The organism is Brevibacterium sp. Z349TD_9 (assembly GCF_056173565.1).
In genome coordinates this window covers 2,236,829-2,254,104 of sequence record NZ_CM149680.1, presented here as the reverse complement: position 1 = coordinate 2,254,104, position 17,276 = coordinate 2,236,829, and the positions used below count along the sequence as shown (strand labels likewise).

General features: G+C 70.7%; 19 protein-coding genes. All 19 read left to right on the top strand.

Translation table 11 applies throughout. The annotated features are described in order from the left end of the window. The first annotated feature begins 53 nt into the window (after positions 1-53). From mihF to AC0VYB_RS10510, 19 genes are read left to right on the top strand one after another with little or no spacing between them, the layout of a single operon-like run. On the top strand, positions 54-365 hold the full coding sequence (gene mihF, locus AC0VYB_RS10600; RefSeq protein ID WP_040341490.1) for an integration host factor, actinobacterial type: 312 nt from the start codon (positions 54-56) through the stop codon (positions 363-365). A 19-nt stretch (positions 366-384) separates the two neighbouring features. Further along, positions 385-948: a guanylate kinase gene (gene gmk / locus AC0VYB_RS10595; protein WP_009377161.1), complete on the top strand. Its 564-nt coding sequence runs from the start codon at positions 385-387 to the stop codon at positions 946-948. Further along, positions 949-1,296, top strand: coding sequence for a DNA-directed RNA polymerase subunit omega (gene rpoZ / locus AC0VYB_RS10590; protein WP_095375526.1), 348 nt, complete (start codon positions 949-951; stop codon positions 1,294-1,296). It begins immediately after the preceding gene. Then, a complete protein-coding gene (coaBC, locus tag AC0VYB_RS10585) occupies positions 1,293-2,546 on the top strand; it encodes a bifunctional phosphopantothenoylcysteine decarboxylase/phosphopantothenate--cysteine ligase CoaBC (RefSeq protein WP_131247734.1) in 1,254 nt (417 codons plus the stop codon). Before rpoZ ends, coaBC begins: the two co-directional genes overlap by 4 nt. Beyond that, positions 2,543-3,745, top strand: a complete 1,203-nt coding sequence (gene metK / locus AC0VYB_RS10580; RefSeq protein WP_009377164.1) for a methionine adenosyltransferase — start codon at positions 2,543-2,545, stop codon at positions 3,743-3,745. Before coaBC ends, metK begins: the two co-directional genes overlap by 4 nt. Positions 3,746-3,749: 4 nt before the next feature. After that, a complete protein-coding gene (locus AC0VYB_RS10575) occupies positions 3,750-5,882 on the top strand; it encodes a primosomal protein N' family DNA-binding protein (protein ID WP_280559373.1) in 2,133 nt (710 codons plus the stop codon). Between the two features lie 30 nt (positions 5,883-5,912). Then, complete coding sequence (locus AC0VYB_RS10570; protein ID WP_131247730.1) at positions 5,913-6,860, top strand: formyltransferase family protein; 948 nt, start codon at positions 5,913-5,915, stop codon at positions 6,858-6,860. After that, a complete protein-coding gene (locus tag AC0VYB_RS10565) occupies positions 6,861-8,225 on the top strand; it encodes an RsmB/NOP family class I SAM-dependent RNA methyltransferase (protein WP_131247729.1) in 1,365 nt (454 codons plus the stop codon). Beyond that, positions 8,222-8,881 (top strand): ribulose-phosphate 3-epimerase, encoded by a 660-nt coding sequence (rpe, locus tag AC0VYB_RS10560; protein ID WP_167560893.1) that lies wholly within the window; start codon positions 8,222-8,224, stop codon positions 8,879-8,881. The genes AC0VYB_RS10565 and rpe overlap by 4 nt, the downstream gene beginning before the upstream one ends. Positions 8,882-8,912: 31 nt before the next feature. Further along, the gene (locus tag AC0VYB_RS10555; protein WP_009377169.1) at positions 8,913-9,590 is read left to right on the top strand and encodes a nicotinamide mononucleotide transporter family protein; all 678 of its coding nucleotides are present in this window, start codon (positions 8,913-8,915) and stop codon (positions 9,588-9,590) included. A 45-nt stretch (positions 9,591-9,635) separates the two neighbouring features. Continuing rightward, positions 9,636-9,899, top strand: a complete 264-nt coding sequence (locus AC0VYB_RS10550) for a phosphoribosyl-ATP diphosphatase (RefSeq protein ID WP_063250254.1) — start codon at positions 9,636-9,638, stop codon at positions 9,897-9,899. A 29-nt stretch (positions 9,900-9,928) separates the two neighbouring features. Further along, positions 9,929-10,768 (top strand): ATP phosphoribosyltransferase, encoded by an 840-nt coding sequence (gene hisG / locus AC0VYB_RS10545; RefSeq protein ID WP_009377171.1) that lies wholly within the window; start codon positions 9,929-9,931, stop codon positions 10,766-10,768. Further along, a complete protein-coding gene (locus tag AC0VYB_RS10540) occupies positions 10,749-11,216 on the top strand; it encodes a PH domain-containing protein (RefSeq protein ID WP_131247725.1) in 468 nt (155 codons plus the stop codon). Before hisG ends, AC0VYB_RS10540 begins: the two co-directional genes overlap by 20 nt. Further along, on the top strand, positions 11,213-12,436 hold the full coding sequence (locus tag AC0VYB_RS10535) for a CaiB/BaiF CoA transferase family protein (RefSeq protein WP_280559823.1): 1,224 nt from the start codon (positions 11,213-11,215) through the stop codon (positions 12,434-12,436). Before AC0VYB_RS10540 ends, AC0VYB_RS10535 begins: the two co-directional genes overlap by 4 nt. A gap of 4 nt (positions 12,437-12,440) precedes the next feature. Beyond that, positions 12,441-13,943 carry a carboxyl transferase domain-containing protein gene (locus AC0VYB_RS10530; RefSeq protein ID WP_280559822.1) on the top strand — a complete coding sequence of 501 codons (1,503 nt, stop codon included), beginning with the start codon at positions 12,441-12,443 and terminating at the stop codon, positions 13,941-13,943. 9 nt (positions 13,944-13,952) lie between these two features. Then, positions 13,953-14,717: an imidazole glycerol phosphate synthase subunit HisF gene (gene hisF, locus AC0VYB_RS10525; RefSeq protein ID WP_063250257.1), complete on the top strand. Its 765-nt coding sequence runs from the start codon at positions 13,953-13,955 to the stop codon at positions 14,715-14,717. Further along, positions 14,714-15,082 (top strand): phosphoribosyl-AMP cyclohydrolase, encoded by a 369-nt coding sequence (gene hisI / locus AC0VYB_RS10520; protein WP_475384690.1) that lies wholly within the window; start codon positions 14,714-14,716, stop codon positions 15,080-15,082. The genes hisF and hisI overlap by 4 nt, the downstream gene beginning before the upstream one ends. Beyond that, a complete protein-coding gene (trpE, locus tag AC0VYB_RS10515) occupies positions 15,063-16,631 on the top strand; it encodes an anthranilate synthase component I (RefSeq protein WP_280559820.1) in 1,569 nt (522 codons plus the stop codon). The genes hisI and trpE overlap by 20 nt, the downstream gene beginning before the upstream one ends. Further along, entirely contained in the window at positions 16,628-17,155 is a 528-nt protein-coding gene (locus AC0VYB_RS10510) for a Trp biosynthesis-associated membrane protein (protein ID WP_475384688.1), read from the top strand. Before trpE ends, AC0VYB_RS10510 begins: the two co-directional genes overlap by 4 nt. The last annotated feature ends 121 nt before the right edge of the window (positions 17,156-17,276 follow it).

The window sequence follows — 17,276 nt, the reverse complement described above, 5'->3', positions numbered from 1 at the left end:
TTAGACTGAAGCAACTTCCCTACCTGCCCGTTCATGGTGACAGAGGAGATAATGTGGCACTCGAACCATTGACCCCGCAACAGCGTTCGGCCGCCCTTGACAAGGCATTCAAGGCTCGACAGGTGCGTGCCGAGGTGAAGGCGGCGCTCAAGAGCGGAGAGACGGATCTCGCGGCAGTGCTCCAGAAGGCGGGGAAGGACGAAGCGCTCGCGAAGATGCGCGTGCTCGACCTGCTGCGCTCCCTGCCCGGCGTCGGCGACAGGCGCGCCGAAGCGGCCATGGAGGAGGTCGGCATCGCCTCCTCGCGCCGCATCAAGGGACTCGGAGTGCACCAGAAGAACGCCCTGTTGGAGAAATACTCCTGAGTGTGACAACCTCAGATCTGTGAACACTCGACTCACCGTGCTCGCGGGGCCCACAGCGGTCGGAAAAGGCACCATCAGCAGCTACATCAGACAGCACCACCCCGAGATCTGGTTCTCGGTCTCCGCGACCACACGGCCCCGCCGCCCCGGCGAGATCGACGGTGTCCACTATCACTTCGTCTCCGACGACGAGTTCGACGGACTCATCGCCCGCGACGAGATGCTCGAATACGCCGTCGTCCACGGTCGGCACCGCTACGGCACTCCCGCCGCCCCGGTGCGGAGCAGGCTCGAGGCAGGAGTGCCCTCGCTCCTCGAGATCGACCTGCAGGGCGCCAGGCAGGTCAAGGCGAAGATGCCCGACGCCCTCTTCGTCTTCCTCGCCCCGCCGACATGGGAGGAGCTCGTGTGCCGCCTCACCGGTCGCGGGACCGAGTCCGCCGAGGAGCAGGAGCGGCGCCTGACCACGGCGCGGGCCGAACTCGCCGCCGAATCCGAGTTCGACGTCACCATCGTCAACGACAGCGTTCGCACTGCGGCCGAAGAACTCATACAATTGATGGGTATATCCACACTCGATTAGATGGGACACCCCTTGCCTGCTCAGCCTGAAGGCATCACCAATCCGCCGATCGACGAACTCCTCTCCGTCACCGGCTCGAAGTACGAACTCGTCTCCATCGCGGCCCAGCGAGCGCGTCAGATCAACTCCTACTACGCCCAGCTGCAGGAGGGTCTGCTCGAGAACGTCGGCCCCCTGGTCACCCCCGGCCCGAACGAGAAGCCGCTGTCGATCTCGCTGCGCGAGATCAACGAGGGCAAGATCGTCTCCCGTGAGATCTCCGAATCCGACTTCGCCCCCGTCACGGTCGAGGAGACCGCGGAGACGAGCGTGAGCACCGACGGCGCGATCGACTTCAGCGACCAGTGAGAGTCGTCCTCGGAGTCGCCGGCGGGATCGCCGCGTACAAGGCCGCCCATGTCATCCGGCGCCTCCGAGAGATCGGGCACACCGTCACGGTCGTGCCCACCCCCAGCGCCCTGGAGTTCGTCGGCGCCCCGACCTTCGAGGCGCTCTCGGGCCGGCCGGTGACCACCGATGTCTTCGACTTCGTCGATCAGGTCAACCACGTCCGCATCGGCCAGGACGCCGACCTCGTCATCATCGCCCCGGCGACGGCGAACACGATTGCGAAGATCGCCGCCGGAATGGCCGACGACCTCCTCACCGCGACCGTGCTCACGACGACCGCCCCCGTCGTCGTCGCGCCCGCCATGCACACGGAGATGTGGCTCAACCCGGCGACCGTCGCGAACATCGCCACGCTGCGCTCGCGCGGAGTCCACATCCTCGAGCCCGCCGTCGGTCGGCTCACCGGCCCCGACTCTGGACCCGGGCGTCTGCCCGAACCGGAGGACATCGTCGCCTTCGCCCTCGCCGCGGTCGGATCCGATGAGCCCAGCGCCTCTGCACAGGGGGGAGCCCTGACCGGACGCCGGGTCGTCGTCAGCGCCGGCGGCACCCGGGAGGCCCTCGACCCCGTCCGCTTCCTCGGCAACCGCTCCTCGGGCAAGCAGGGCATCGCCCTGGCCCGCGCCGCGCATGCCGCCGGCGCCAAGGTCGAGCTCGTCGCCGCCCACGTCGACACGGGACTGCTCAGCGACCTTCCCGCCGACATCACCATCACCCCCATCGAGTCGACGCTCGACCTCCAGGACGCCATGGAGACCGCGCAGACCTCCGTCGACGTCATCATCATGGCCGCCGCGGTCGCCGACTACCGTCCCGCCGAGGTGGGGGAGTCGAAGCTGAAGAAGTCCGGCGACGAGGGCATGCGCATCGACCTCGTCCAGAACCCCGACGTCCTCGCCGGGCTCGTCGCCTCCCGCCGACCCGGCCAGTTCATCGTCGGCTTCGCCGCCGAGACCGGGGACGCCACCCACACCGCACACGAGTACGCGGTCGAGAAGTTCCGCCGCAAGGGAGCCGACCTCCTCGTCTTCAACGACGTCTCCGCCGACCGGGCCTTCGGCCACGACGTCACCGAGGTCGTCGTCCTCGCCGCCGACGGGGACGAGGTCGTCGACGCAGCGAGGCTCGCGGGCACGAAGGACGATGTTGCGCAAAAGGTCACAGCCGTCATCGCTGAACGCCTCACCCCAGTAGAATCGACGCCGTGAGTACATCCGAACTGCGCTACTTCTCCTCCGAATCCGTCACCGAAGGCCACCCCGACAAGATCTGCGACCAGATCAGCGACGCCGTCCTCGACGACCTCCTGGGCAAGGATCCCGATGCGAAGGTCGCCGTCGAGACGATGGTGACCACGGGACTCGTCCACGTCGCCGGCGAGGTCAACACCGACGCCTACGCCGACGTCGCCGGGATCGTCCGCAGCCTCATCACCGGCATCGGCTACGACTCCTCGGACACCGGTTTCGACGGACACTCGTGCGGCGTCTCGGTCTCGATCGGCAGCCAGTCGACGGACATCCACTCGGGGGTGACCAACCCGCTCGACTTCCGCGAGGCGCTCGAGACCGACCACGGCTCCTCCCTCGGCGCCGGCGACCAGGGGCTGATGTTCGGCTACGCCGACAACGCCACCGACGTCCTCATGCCGCTGCCCATCCACCTCGCCTCACGGATGGCCGAGAGGCTCAGCGAGGTCCGCAAGTCCGGTGAGCTCGACTACCTCCGCCCAGACGGGAAGACCCAGCTCACTCTCGGCTACGACGGCGACACCGCCGTCTCGCTCGAGAACATCGTCGTCTCCACCCAGCATGCCGCCGGGATCGACCAGGAACAGCTCAAGGCCGACATCCGCGCACTCGTCATCGACCCCATCGCCGATGCCTCGGGACTCGACCGGAGCGGCGAGAACGTCCACATCAACCCCGCCGGGCCCTTCGTCACCGGCGGGCCGATGGGTGATGCGGGACTGACGGGACGTAAGATCATCGTCGACACCTACGGCGGCTTCTCCCGCCACGGCGGCGGCGCGTTCTCCGGCAAGGATCCCTCGAAGGTCGACCGCTCCGCGGCCTACGCGATGCGCTGGGTGGCGAAGAACATCGTCGCCGCAGGACTCGCCGACCGCGCCGAGGTCCAGGTCTCCTACGCGATCGGCCGGGTCGACCCGATGGGCCTCTACGTCGAGACCTTCGGCACCGAGAAGGTCGACCCCGCTGCGATCACCCGGGCCATCCGCGAGGTCTTCGACCTGCGCCCCGCGATGATCATCCAGGAGCTCGACCTCCTCCGCCCGATCTACTCCCAGACCTCGACCTACGGTCACTTCGGCCGCGAGCTGCCCGACTTCACGTGGGAGCGCACGGACCGCGCGGACGACCTGCTCCGGGCCGTCTCGGCGAACTGAGTTCGTGGACGAACCCCTCTTCTCCACCCCCACCACCGCGCTCGGCCAGGTCCCCGTCGCGGAGACCGATCCCGTCGCCCAGGTCCTCATCGACCATCCCGTCCCGCATCTCGCACGGACCTTCGACTACGCGGTGCCCGCCTCCCTCGCCGAGGCGGTCCGCCCCGGGGTGCGGGTGCGGGTGAAGTTCGCCGGGAAGCTGCGCGACGGATTCGTCCTCGCCCGGACGGCGACGAGCGACCACGTCGGACCGCTCGCCGTCATCGAACGGGTGACGAGTCCGATCACGGTGCTCACGCCCGACCTCCTCGAACTCTGCGAAGCCGTGGCCACGCGGTACGCCGGCACCCTGCCCGACGTGCTGCGTCTCGCCATCCCACCCCGGCACGCTCGGGCGGAGAAGGCCGTGCTGCGCGCACTCGAGCACGCCGACGAGGAGGGTCCTGTCGGCGCGGAGGCCGCCGACAAGGCCGCCGCCGGTAAGGATGCCGCCCGCACAGAGACCGACGCTGCCGGCACGGAGACCGCCGACACAGAGACCGCCGACACCGACCCGGAGTCCGGCACCGGCACCGACGGCGTGCTCACCGCCCTCGGCGCGTGGGTCGCCGAGAGCGGCGACGAGGACCACGGCACCGCGTCCGCCGGCTCCGACCGGGCGCGCCTCGCACTCACGCTCACGCCCGGCAGGCTGCCGGGACTCGGCTGGATCACGGCGGGACTCGAAGCGGCCCAGGCGGCGCTCGCGCAGGGCAGGTCCGTGCTCTGGCTCGTCCCCGACCATCGGGAGATCGCCGTGCTGTCTGCGGCCCTGCGCGCCGAGATCGACCGCGGGAGGCTCACCGAGTTCACCGAACTCCACGCCGACCAGTCGCCTGAGCAGCGGTGGACGGCATGGCTGACCGGGCTGCTCGGGGGCACCCGGCTGCTCATCGGCACGCGGGCCGCCGCCTTCGCCCCGATGGTCGACCTCGGCCTCATCATCTGCACCGACGACGCCGACCAGAGCTACCTCGACCAGCACGCTCCTTACCCGCACGCGCGTGAGGTGTGCCTGCTCCGGTCGAACCTCGAGGACACCGGTCTCCTCTTCGTTGCGTTCGATCGCAGCGCCGAGGTCGAACGCCTCGTCGAGATCGGATGGCTGAGCGATGTCAGCCCTGCGGCGAACGCGCGCCGAGCGGGCTCACCGCGCGTCCTCGTCCCCGACGAGGAACGCGACCCCTATGCGTGGCAGCGCATCCCCAGCCGCGCCTGGGAGATCATGCGCCAGGCGCTGCGGCCGCGCGGGGACGAGACCGCGGGACCCGTCCTCGTCCAGGTGCCGCGGGCCGGGTACTACCCGGTCTTCGCGTGCGCCCGCTGCCAGGAGACCGCGCGCTGTCCCGTCTGCGAGTCCCCGCTGTCCACCCAGTCCGAGGTCGGCCCCTTCGCGTGCCGGACGTGCGGCTACCACTCCGAGACGTTCACGTGCGGCCGCTGCCGCTCCCATGAGGTCCGCTCGATCGTGCGCGGCCGCACACGCACCGTCGAGGAGCTGCGCCGGGCGCTGCCGGGTGTCGAGATCGTCGAATCCGGGGGAGAGGACATCCCCATCGCCGTCGACTTCGCCCCCCGCGTCGTCGTCGCCACCACCGGAGCCGAACCCTATGCGATCGGCGGGTATGCGGCCGGGATCCTGCTCGACTCCCTGTGGCCGGGACCGTGGATGCGCGCAAGCGATGAGGGGGTGCGGCGGCGGATGCGGGCGGCGTCGCTGGTGCGCTCACGCACCGATGGGGGAGTCGTCTACCTCGGCGACACCGATGAGGTCATCCGTACGGCACTGACGACGTTCGACCCCGCGGTGACGATGGCGAGGGCCCTGCACGATCGACGCGAGCTCGGCTTCCCGCCGTATAGGCGCATCGTCGAACTCGCCGGGGCCGGCACGGACATCGACGCCGTGCTCGCAGACGTCGACGTCCTTGAGGAGCTCATCCGCGACGATGACGAGGACGGTCAGCGGGTCGTCGCCGCCTACCCCATCGCTGCCGGCCCGGCCGTCGGTGCGCGGCTGGCCGAGATCACCGCCGCACGCTCGGCGAAGAAGCTGCCGCAGGTGCGCGTGCGCATCGACGATCCCCGGTCCTTGTGAGGTGCCGGGCACGGCGTAGAATCGACTTCCGTGGATATCGTCTTCGCCGGCACCCCTGACGTCGCCGTCCCCGCCCTCGAGGCCCTCGTCGACTCCGAGCACACGGTGCGCGCGGTCCTCACCCGACCCGACGCCCCCGTCGGCCGCAAACGCATCCTCACCCCGTCCCCGGTCAAGGCCCGCGCGCTCGAGCTCGGTCTCGACGTCATCGAGGCCGACCGCCTCCGCGGGGAGGTCATCGCACGCCTGCGCTCCCTCGACGTCGATGCCGTCGCCGTCGTCGCCTTCGGGGCGATCGCCGGGCCCGCGGCACTGGCCACAGCCCGCCTCGGCTGGTTCAACCTCCACTTCTCCCTCCTTCCCTCCCACCGCGGGGCCGCGCCCGTCCAGCGCGCCCTCATCGCCGGGGAGGCCGTGAGCGGGGTGAGCGTCTTCCGCATCGACACGGGCATGGACACCGGTGACGTGCTGCGCACCCGCACCCTGCCGCTCGACCAGCCCGACGCCGCATCGGCGCTGGCCGCCTTCGCCGAGGCGGGCGCGCACGAACTCGTCGCGGCCGTCGACGACCTCGCGGCGGGGACTGCGACCTTCACCCCGCAGGCCGAGCTCATCGCCGGCGGGGCGCAGCCGAGCCATGCCGAGAAGATCACCGCCGCCGACGCCCGCCTCGACCTCAGCCGTCCCGTCGCCGAGGTCATCGCCCGCTCCCGCGGGGTCAGCCCCGCCCCCGGCCCGTGGGTCGAGATCGACGGGCGCCGGACGAAGCTCTTCGGCCTCACCCCCGCCCCCGCCGAGACCGCGCCGCCCGAGGCGGGACTGCTCCGCGCGGGGACGACCGGGGCCGTGCTCGGCGCCGGCGACGGCTGGGCAGGCGTGAGCGAGATCCAGCCCTTCGGCAAGGGTCGCATGCCCGCCGCCGACTACCTGCGCGGGCACGGCGAGGTCCGCATCGACACCGAACCCGAGGAGGCCTGAGTGGCCGTCAAGCCCAACCTGCCCCGCCGCCTCGCATGGGAGGTGCTCGTCGACGTCGCGACCGAGGACGCGTATGCGAACCTGCTCCTGCCCGCGAAGCTCGCACGCACGCACGTGAGCGGACAGGACGCCGCCTTCGCGACCGAACTCACGTACGGCACCCTGCGCGGGCAGGAGTTCTACGACGCCGTCATCGAGAAGGCGGCCGGCCGACCCGTGTCCGCGATCGACCCCGAACCGCTCGCCGCGATGCGGATGGGCGCCCACCAGGTGCTCGCGATGCGCGTGCCCGACCACGCAGCGGTCGCCGAGACCGTCGGGGTCGTCAAGCGCTCGGCCCCGCGCACGGCCGGATTCGTCAACGCCGTCCTCCGCCGGATCGCCGAAGCCGACCGTGGCACGTGGCTCGAGCGGGTCTCCGCGGGCCTGTCGGAGACCGGGCGCCGGGCGGTCGAGCACTCCCACCCCGAATGGGTCGTCCGCGCGCTCACCCAGGCGCTCAAGGGCCACGGCCGCGACGCCGCGGAGATCGACACGCTGCTCACCGCCGACAACGCCCCTGCCCAGGTCGCCGTCACCGCCCTGCCCGGACTCCTCGACCGGGCCGAGCTGCCCGGTGTCCCGACCCCGCTCTCACCCGTCGGCGTCCACCTCGACGACACCGTTCCCCGCGACGTGCCCGCGATCGCCGAGGGCCGCGCCCGCGTCCAGGACGAGGGCTCGGCGCTCGTCGCCCTCGCCCTGGCCCACGTCAGCGCCCCGGACGGTCCGTGGGCCGACCTCTGCGCCGGACCCGGTGGCAAGGCCGCTCTGCTCGCCGCGACCGCCCGAGCCGAGGGTGAGGTGCTCGCGGCCTTCGACTCGAGCCCGCACCGCGTCTCCCTCGTCGAGACCTCCACGCAGGCGCTGGAGAACGTCACCGTCGCCGTCGCCGACGCCAGGGACGCGACGGGACCGTACGCGAAGGTCCTCGTCGACGTCCCCTGCACGGGGCTCGGCGCGCTCCGCCGTCGCCCCGAAGCCCGCTATCGGCGCCGCCCCGAGGACGTCAACGCGCTGGCCGGGCTGCAGCGGGAGATCCTCACCGCAGCGCTCGATGCGTGCGCCCCGGGCGGCGTCGTCGCGTACTCGACGTGCTCGCCCCACTACGCCGAGACCGTCCTCGTCGTCGACGACGTTCTGCGTTCGCGCGGTGAGGCGGTCGAGGTCCTCGACGCCCCCGCCGTCCTCGCCGAGGTCACCGGCGCAGAGGCGGAGTCGTTCGCCTCGGTGGGCCGGGGCTCCGGAGGCTTCGCCCAACTCTGGCCCCACGTCCACGACACCGACGGAATGTTCCTGGCCCTGCTGCGAAAGGCACCCCTGTGATCGAGATCAACCCGAGCATCCTCTCCGCCGACTTCTCCGACCTCCGCGGGGAGCTGGAGAGGATCGCGACGGCCGACATGGCGCACATCGACGTCATGGACAACCACTTCGTGCCCAACCTCACGTTCGGCCCTCCCGTCGTCGAGCGGATCCACGAGGTCAGCCCGATCCCGCTCGACGCGCACCTCATGATCGACGACGCCGACCGGAATGCCCCCGTCTATGCGGAGATCGGGTGCGCCTCGGTGACCTTCCACGCCGAGGCGGCCGCCGCCCCCGTGCGCCTGGCCCGGGAGCTGCGCCGCCTCGGAGCGCGGGCGAGCCTCGCGCTCAAACCGGCGACCCCGATCGAACCGTACGTCGACCTCCTCGGCGAGTTCGACCAGATCCTCATCATGACCGTCGAACCCGGCTTCGGGGGGCAGAAGTTCCTCGACGTGTGCCTGCCGAAGATCCGCCGCACCCGGGAGGCGATCTCGGAGGCGAACCTCGAGATCCGCCTCCAGGTCGACGGCGGTGTCTCCGCCTCCACCGTCGAGCGCGTCGTCGACGCCGGGGCCGACGTCCTCGTCGCCGGCTCCGCGGTCTACGGCGCCGAGGACGCCGCGGCCGCGATCGCACAGCTGCGGACGCTCGCCGCCGCCCACGCCCACTAGCGACCGCACCGACGAGAGAACCGAGACGACGATGGAATTCCTCAGCTGGCTCAACACTCCGGCGTTCGAACTGCTCGGCAAGCCGGTGCCGTACTCCGACCTCTTCGGCAACATCTGCGCCCTCGCCACGGTCGTCCTCGCCCTGCGCCGGAACATCCTCTCCTGGCCGGTGCAGATCCTCGGCTCGATCCTCCTCTTCTCCGCCTCGATCTCCGCCGGGCTCGGCGGCAACGCCTCCCGCCAGGTCGTCATCATCGTCGCGGCGATCTGGGGGTGGACGCAGTGGCGGAAGTCACAGGAGAACTCCGGTGAGGTCGTCGTCCGCTGGGCGACGTGGAAGGAGCGGGTCGGGATCATCGCGGCCCTCGTCATCGGCACCGCGGTCTTCGGCTGGATCCTCTCCGTGGGCGGATGGTCGTGGAACCCGTACCCCGACGCCTACATCTTCATCGGCTCCCTCGTCGCGATGTACGCCCAGGGCCGGGCGGTCGTCGAGTTCTGGTTCGTCTGGCTCGCCGTCGACCTCGTCGGCATCCCGCTCGCCGTGGCAGGCGGCCTCGTCTTCTCCGGCGCCGTCTACCTCATCTTCCTCGTCATGGTCATCCTCGGACTCATCGACTGGGCGAAGCGCTCGAAGCAGACGATCTCGGCGCCCCACCTCGGCGCGACCGACGTCACCCGCGGCCCCGAGGAGTCGTCCGGGACCTGAGACCCCGCGAGGGCGGGACGGCGGCTATGGTCTACCCTGGATCGGGTGAAGACCTTCGATTCTCTCTACGCCGAACTCCTCCAGAAGTCCCTCGACCGCCCCGCGGGGTCGAAGACCGTCGCCGAACTCGACGCCGGAGTCCATGCGATCGGCAAGAAGGTCGTCGAGGAGGCCGCCGAGGTGTGGATGGCCGCGGAGTACGAGTCGAAGGACGAACTCGCCGGGGAGATCTCACAGCTGCTCTACCATCTCCAGGTGCTCATGATCGCCAAGGACGTGAGCCTCGACGACGTCAACGCCCACCTGTGACCTCCCGTCCCACCTCCGCAAAGGACGCCATGCTGCGTGTAGCCGTGCCCAACAAGGGCATCCTCTCCGAAGCCGCCACCGACATGCTCAGCGAAGCCGGATACTCGACCCGCCGCGGGTCGAAGACCCTCGTCCACCGCGACGAGACCAACGGGGTCGAGTTCTTCTACCTCCGCCCCCGCGACATCGCCGTCTACGTCGGCTCCGGGATCCTCGACGCCGGCATCACCGGCCGTGACCTGCTCCTCGAGTCCCAGGCCCCCGCCGAGGAGGTCGTCGGCCTCGGCTTCGGCTCCTCCCGCTTCTTCTACGCCGGAGAGGCCGGACGCTTCTCCTCCGTCGACGAACTCGCCGGACTGCGGATCGCCACGAGCTTCCCGCACCTCGTCCAGTCCGACCTGAAGGCCCGCGGGATCGAGGCGACGACCGTGCAGCTCGACGGGGCCATCGAGGTCTCGATCCAACTCGGGGTCGCCGATGCCGTCGCCGACGTCGTCGAGACCGGCTCGACCCTGCGGGCAGCCGGCCTCGAGACCTTCGGCGAACCGCTGCTCGACTCCGAAGCCGTCCTCGTCCAGCGTGACGGAGCCGACTCCTCGGTCGAAGTGCTCCGCCGCCGCCTCGAATCGGTCATGGTCGCCCGGCAGTACGTCCTCGTCGACTACAACATCGAGGAGCGCCTCGTCCCCGAGGCGATCGCGCTCACCCCCGGCCTCGAATCGCCGACGGTCTCCCCGCTGCAGGAGACCGGCTGGGTGGCCGTGCGGGTCATGGTCGAGGCGAAGGACGTCAACAATGTCATGGACCGCCTCTACGCGGTCGGCGCGCGAGCGATTCTGGTGACGAGCATTGGCGCCTGCCGCATCTGAGTTCGCCGTCTTCCGACCACGCCAGGTGAGGGTCATCGGCATCGTCGGGGCGATCGCCCTGTTCGTCGGCTTCGCCGTCCTCTCGGTCGCTCTCTTCGTCGTCGACTGGCGGCCCTGGCACCTCATCGACATGGTGTGGATGAACCTGCTCGGCATCCTCTTCGGCGGAGCGCTGCTGCGCGTCGCCGACATCCAGGCCCGACCCGATCGCACCGGGGTGACGGTGCGCAACATCGTGCGCACGCGGCACGTGAAGTGGTCGGAGATCGTCGGGGTGACCTTCTCCCGCGTCGGCGACGACCCGTGGCCGATCCTCGACCTCGCCGACGGCTCGACGTGCGCGGTGATGGCGATCCAGCATGCCGACGGCCCCCGCGCACACGAGGAGGTCGCCCGACTGCGTATGCTCGTGACCAAGTGGACGAACTTCGAGGAGGACCAGCCATGACCGCGACAGAGACAGGGCCGCTGAGCGGCTGCACCGTCATCGACCTCTCCCGGGCGCTGGCCGGCCCGCATGCCGGGATGATGCTCGGCGACCTCGGCGCGCGCGTGATCAAGGTCGAGAACCCCGGTCGCGGCGACGACTCCCGCTCATGGGGTCCGCCCTTCGTCGGTCCCGACGACGATCCGCAGGCCACCTACTTCCTCTCGTGCAACCGCAACAAGGAGTCGATCGCCCTCGATCTCAAGTCCGAGACCGGAGCGGAGACCCTGCGCGCACTCATCGCCCGCGCAGACGTCCTCATCGAGAACTTCCGCACCGGCGTCCTCGAGCGTCTCGGCTTCTCCCCGGCCCAGTGCCTGGAGATCAACCCGCGGCTGATCATCCTCTCCATCACCGGGTTCGGCCACGACGGTCCCGAAGCCTCCCGCGCCGGATACGACCAGATCGCCCAGGGCGAGGCGGGACTGATGTCCCTGACCGGTTCGGGACCCGAGGACATGCAGCGCGTCGGCGTCCCGATCGCCGACCTCCTCGCCGGGATCTACGGCTCCTACGGTGTGCTCGCAGCCCTGCTCGAGCGCGAACGCACCGGCAGGGGCAAGATCGTGCGCACCTCGCTCATCGCCGGCATGGTCGGCGTCCACGCCTTCCAGGGCACCCGGACCACGGTGGCGGGCGAGACACCGCTGCCCGGCGGCAACCACCACCCCTCGCTTTCGCCGTACGGACTCTTCGCCTCGCGCGACGGCGCCGTGCAGATCTCAGTGGGCAACGAGAGCCTCTGGCAGAAGCTCTGCGCGGCCTTCGACGTCGATCCCGCCACCCCGGGCATGGCCGACAATGCCGCACGGGTGGCCAACCGGCAGGCCGTCATCGACCTCATCGAGTCCCGTTTCTCAGAGTTCGACTCCGCCGACCTCCTCGAGCGGCTCAGCTCCGCCGGCATCCCGGCCGGCACCGTGCGCACCCTGCCCGAGGTCTACGAGTGGGAGCAGGCGTTCAGCCAGGGCCTCAAGGTCTCCGTCGACCACCCCGTCCTCGGCGGCATCGACCTGCCCGGCCCGCCGCTGCGGTTCTTCGACTCCGTCGACGGCACCGAGGTGGAGACGACGAAGACGAGCCACGACGCCCCGCCGCTGCTCGACGAGGATGCCGAGGCGATCGCCGCGTGGCTGACCGGCGACGCACCGGCGGAGCCCGGCACCGACCGGCAGGAGTGAGACCGTGGCACGCCTGAACGCGACCGAGCTCGTCGGCATCGTCCTCGACGAGGGTTCCTTCGTCTCCTGGGACGAGCCACCGGTCACTCCCGCCGGGGGAGTCTCGGCCGACTATGAGGCCGAACTCGCCGCAGCACGCGAGAAGTCCGGGGTCGACGAGGCGATCATCACCGGTGAGGGGACGATCAACGGGCGCCGGGTCGCCGTCGTCGCCGGAGAGTTCCGGTTCCTCGCCGGGTCGATCGGCGTCGCCGCCGCCCAACGGCTCACCGACGCCATCGAACGCGCCACCCTCGAAGGGCTGCCCCTGCTCGCGGGCCCCGCCTCGGGCGGCACCCGCATGCAGGAGGGCACCGTCGCGTTCCTCTCGATGGTCAAGATCACCAACGCCGTGGTCGCCCACCGCCGGGCCGGCCTGCCCTACCTCGTGTACCTCCGGCACCCGACGACCGGGGGAGTCTTCGCCTCGTGGGGGTCGATGGGCCATGTCACCGTCGCCGAACCCGGTTCCCTCATCGGGTTCCTCGGACCGCGCGTGTTCGAGGCCCTCTACGGCGAACCGTTCCCCGAGAACGTCCAGACCGGGGAGAACCTCCACAAGCACGGGATCATCGATGCCGTCATCGGACCCGAACGGATCCACGCCACGGTCTCCCGCGTCCTCGACGTCCTCATGGGCGCCAAAGAGGTCCCGGCCCGCGTCCCCGACCCCGACACCCGCCCGGAGACCGTCGACCCGGACGCCGACGCGTGGCAGGCGATCACCCGCTCGCGCCGAGGCGATCGTCCCGGGGTCCGCGACCTGCTGCGAACCGCGGCGAACACAGTGCTGCCGCTCAACGGCACCGGTCAGGGAGAGAAGGATCCCGGCCTCCTGCTCGCGCTCGCGAAGTTCGGGTCCGCCCCGTGCATCGTCCTCGGCCAGGACCGCTTCCGCCAGGACTCCCGGGCCCCGCTCGGCCCGGCGGCGCTGCGCGAGGCCAGGCGCGGAATGAAGCTCGCCGCCGAACTCGACCTCCCGCTCGTCACCGTCATCGACACCCCCGGTGCCGCGCTCTCCCAGTCCGCCGAGGAGGGCGGCATCGCCGGAGAGATCGCCCGTTCGCTCGCCGACCTCGCCAACCTCGACGCGCCGACGGTCTCCCTCATCCTCGGCGAGGGCTCGGGCGGGGGCGCGCTCGCGCTCATCCCCGCCGACAGAGTGCTCAGCGCCGAGAACGGCTGGCTGTCCCCGCTCCCACCCGAGGGCGCCTCGGCGATCGTCCACCGCACGACCGAGTTCGCCCCGCAGATGGCGCAGAGTCAGGGCGTCCACGCCCCCAAGCTCCTCGAGACCGGCGTCGTCGATCGGATCATCGCCGAGCATCCCGATGCCGGCGACGAACCCCTCGACTTCGTCGCGCGGGTCGGCGACACCCTCGAGTACGAACTCATCGAACTCATGCGCGAACCCGCAGCCCGGAGACGGGCACGGCGGTTGGAGCGCTACCGGACACTGGGGATCTAGGAGAAGACCATGGTTGCCGTGAGAGTCATCCCGTGCCTCGACGTCGACGCCGGACGCGTCGTCAAGGGCGTGCGCTTCGCCGAGCTCCGCGACGCCGGGGACCCCGTCGAACTCGCCCGCGCCTACGGTGAGGCGGGTGCCGACGAACTCACGTTCCTCGACGTCACCGCGAGCAGCGGCGACCGTGAGACCGTCCACGACATCGTCGCCGCGTGCGCCGAGGAGGTCTTCATCCCGCTCACCGTCGGCGGCGGCGTGCGCAGCGTCTCCGACGTCGACCGGCTCCTGCGCGACGGCGCGGACAAGGTCTCCGTCAACACCTCGGCGGTCGCGGACCCGCAGCTCATCAGCGACATCTCCCGTCACTTCGGCAACCAGGTGCTCGTCCTCTCCCTCGATGCCCGGCGGACCCGGGGCGGTGAGACCCCGTCGGGCTTCGAAGTGACCATCCGCGGCGGCCGGGAGGGCACGGGCCGCGATGCGATCGAGTGGATCCGCGAGGCGGCCGAGCGCGGGGTCGGCGAGGTGCTGCTCAACTCGATCGACGCCGACGGCACCCGTGAGGGCTTCGACCTCGAACTCATCTCCGCCGCCCGGGCGGCGGTGAGCGTGCCGCTCATCGCCTCGGGCGGGGCGGGGAGGGTCGAACACTTCGCCCCCGCGGTGCGGGCCGGAGCCGACGCCGTGCTCGCCGCCAGCGTCTTCCACTACGGCACGCTCCACATCGACGAGGTCAAGGCCGCGCTCGCGGCAGAGGGGTTCGAGGTCCGATGAGCGAGAGGCAGATCGACGCGACCCCGGAGAACTGGCGGGAGGTCATCACGCTCGGACCCGACGGGCTCGCCCCCGTCGTCGTTCAGGAGGCGACGACACGGGACGTCCTCATGCTCGCGTGGATGGACCGCACAGCCATCGAACGCACCCTGGCCGAGCGGCGGGCCGTCTACTGGTCGCGCTCACGGCAGGAGCACTGGGTCAAAGGGGAGACCTCCGGGAACACCCAGGCGCTCGTCTCGCTCGCCCTCGACTGCGACGCCGACGCGCTGCTCATGGTCGTCGACCAGACCGGACCCGCATGCCACACCCTCACCGACACCTGCTTCACAGGAAGGACGATCAGTGACGATCCCGACGACTGAGTCCGGCCTCGACATCCGCCCCGACCTCGCCGGCTTCAGGGCCGCCGGGGCGACGGCGCGACTCGTGCCCGTCCACGCGGAGGTGCTCGCCGACGCCGAGACCCCGCTCAGCCTCTACCGGAAGCTCACCGACGGCACCCCCGGGTCGTTCCTCTTCGAATCCGCCGAAGCCGGTGCGTGGGCGCGTTACTCGTTCATCGGCTCCGCGCCCGTGGCCACCCTGGTCTCGACGTCCGAGGGCTTCCGCTGGGAGGGCACCCCTCCCGTCGGAGTGCCCCGCACCGGCAGCGTCCTCGATGCGGTCGCGGCCACCCTCGAGCTGCTCCGGATCGAGTCGAGCGACCTGCCGCCGATGGTCTCGAGCCTCGTCGGCTACTTCGGGTGGGACATCATCCGGGAGGTCGAGAAGCTCGGCCCACCCCAGCCCGATGAGCATCGGCTGCCGACCGTGCAGCTGATGATCCCCGGGGACATCGCCGTCTACGACCACTACTCGGGCACGCTCACCCTCGTCGCCAACGTCGTCAACGTCGACGGGGCGGAGACCGGGATCGACGACGCCTACGCCTCCGGGGTCGCTCGGATCGAGGCGATGCTCGCCCGCATCACCGCCCCCGCCCCCGCCGAGGTGCGTGTGCCGGAAGCGGTGACCCCGCAGGTGCGCACCCGCACCCCGCGTGAGACGTACCTCGACGGTGTGCGCAGGGCCAAGCAGGACATCGTCGACGGTGAGATCTTCCAGGTCGTCCTCGGGCAGCGCTTCGACACGGACTGCGACGCCGAGGCGCTCATGGTCTACCGGATGCTGCGGCGGGCGAACCCTTCGCCGTTCATGTACCTCCTCGACCTCCACGACTCAGACGGACAGCCGGTGAGCATCATCGGCTCCTCGCCCGAGGCGCTCGTCACGGTGCGCCAGGGCACTGTCGTCACCCACCCCATCGCCGGTTCCCGGCCCCGCGGGGCGAACCCGGAGGAGGACGACCGTCTCGCCCGCGAACTCCTCGCCGATGAGAAGGAGCGCGCCGAGCACCTCATGCTCGTCGACCTCGCCCGCAACGACCTCGCGAAGGTCTGTCGGGCCGGCACGATCGACGTGAGCGCGTTCATGGACATCGAACGGTTCAGCCACATCATGCACATCTCCTCGACCGTGCGCGGCGAACTCGAGGACGGGCACGGGGCCGTCGACGTACTCACGGCGACCTTCCCCGCCGGCACGCTGTCCGGGGCCCCGAAGCCGCGCGCCCTGCAGATCATCGACGAACTCGAGGTCGTCGGGCGCGGACTCTACGGGGGAGTCGTCGGGTACCTCTCCTTCACCGGCGACCTCGACCTCGCGATCGCCATCCGCACCGGGGTCCTCCGCGACGGAGTGATGAGCGTCTTCGCCGGCGGCGGCATCGTCGCCGACTCCGTGCCCGAGACCGAATACGAGGAGTCGGAGAACAAGGCGGCCGCAGTCCTCACCGCGGCAGCCGCGGCCGGACGCGCCCACTGGGTGGGCACCTCGGCGGATGCCGCCACGGCCGCGGGAGGTCGACGATGACGAAGTCCCGCGGAGTCCTCCTCATCCTCGTCGTCGCAGCCGCCCTCTGGGCGATCACGCTCGCCACCTGGCAGACCGGGGCGGCGAGCGACACGCTCGGCCCCTCCGGGGTCGCGCTGCCCAACCAGACGGAGACGAGCCAGGCCTCGCCGATCGCCACCGCATGCGTGGCGATCATCGCGGTGTGCGGGCTGCTCTCGGCGATGTTCGGGAAGGTCGGCCGCATCGTCGTCCTCACCTTCGCCCTCCTCGCAGCGCTCGGCTACGGGATGACCGCGATCACCGCGATGGGGGCCGAGGGTGCGACCGCATGGCCGCTCGTCGCCCTCATCGGCGCCGTCCTCACCGTCGTCGTCATCGGTTGGGTCGTCGTGTCCTCGCGCACATGGTCGGGGTCGAACCGCTACGCCCGCACGGCGCAGGCCGAGGACGGTGACTTCGACTCGGCGGCGACGTGGGATGCGCTCTCCCGCGGTGAAGAGGTCGAACGCGGCGACGACGAGGATCCGCCGCGGAGGACGTGAGGGGTGACGGTCGTGACCCGGAGGCGCCGACCCCGATCCCAGGTGCCGGGTCGATGCCAACTCGGGGCGTCGGACATGACCCGGAGGCGCCGACCCCGATCTCAGGTGCCGGGTCGATGCC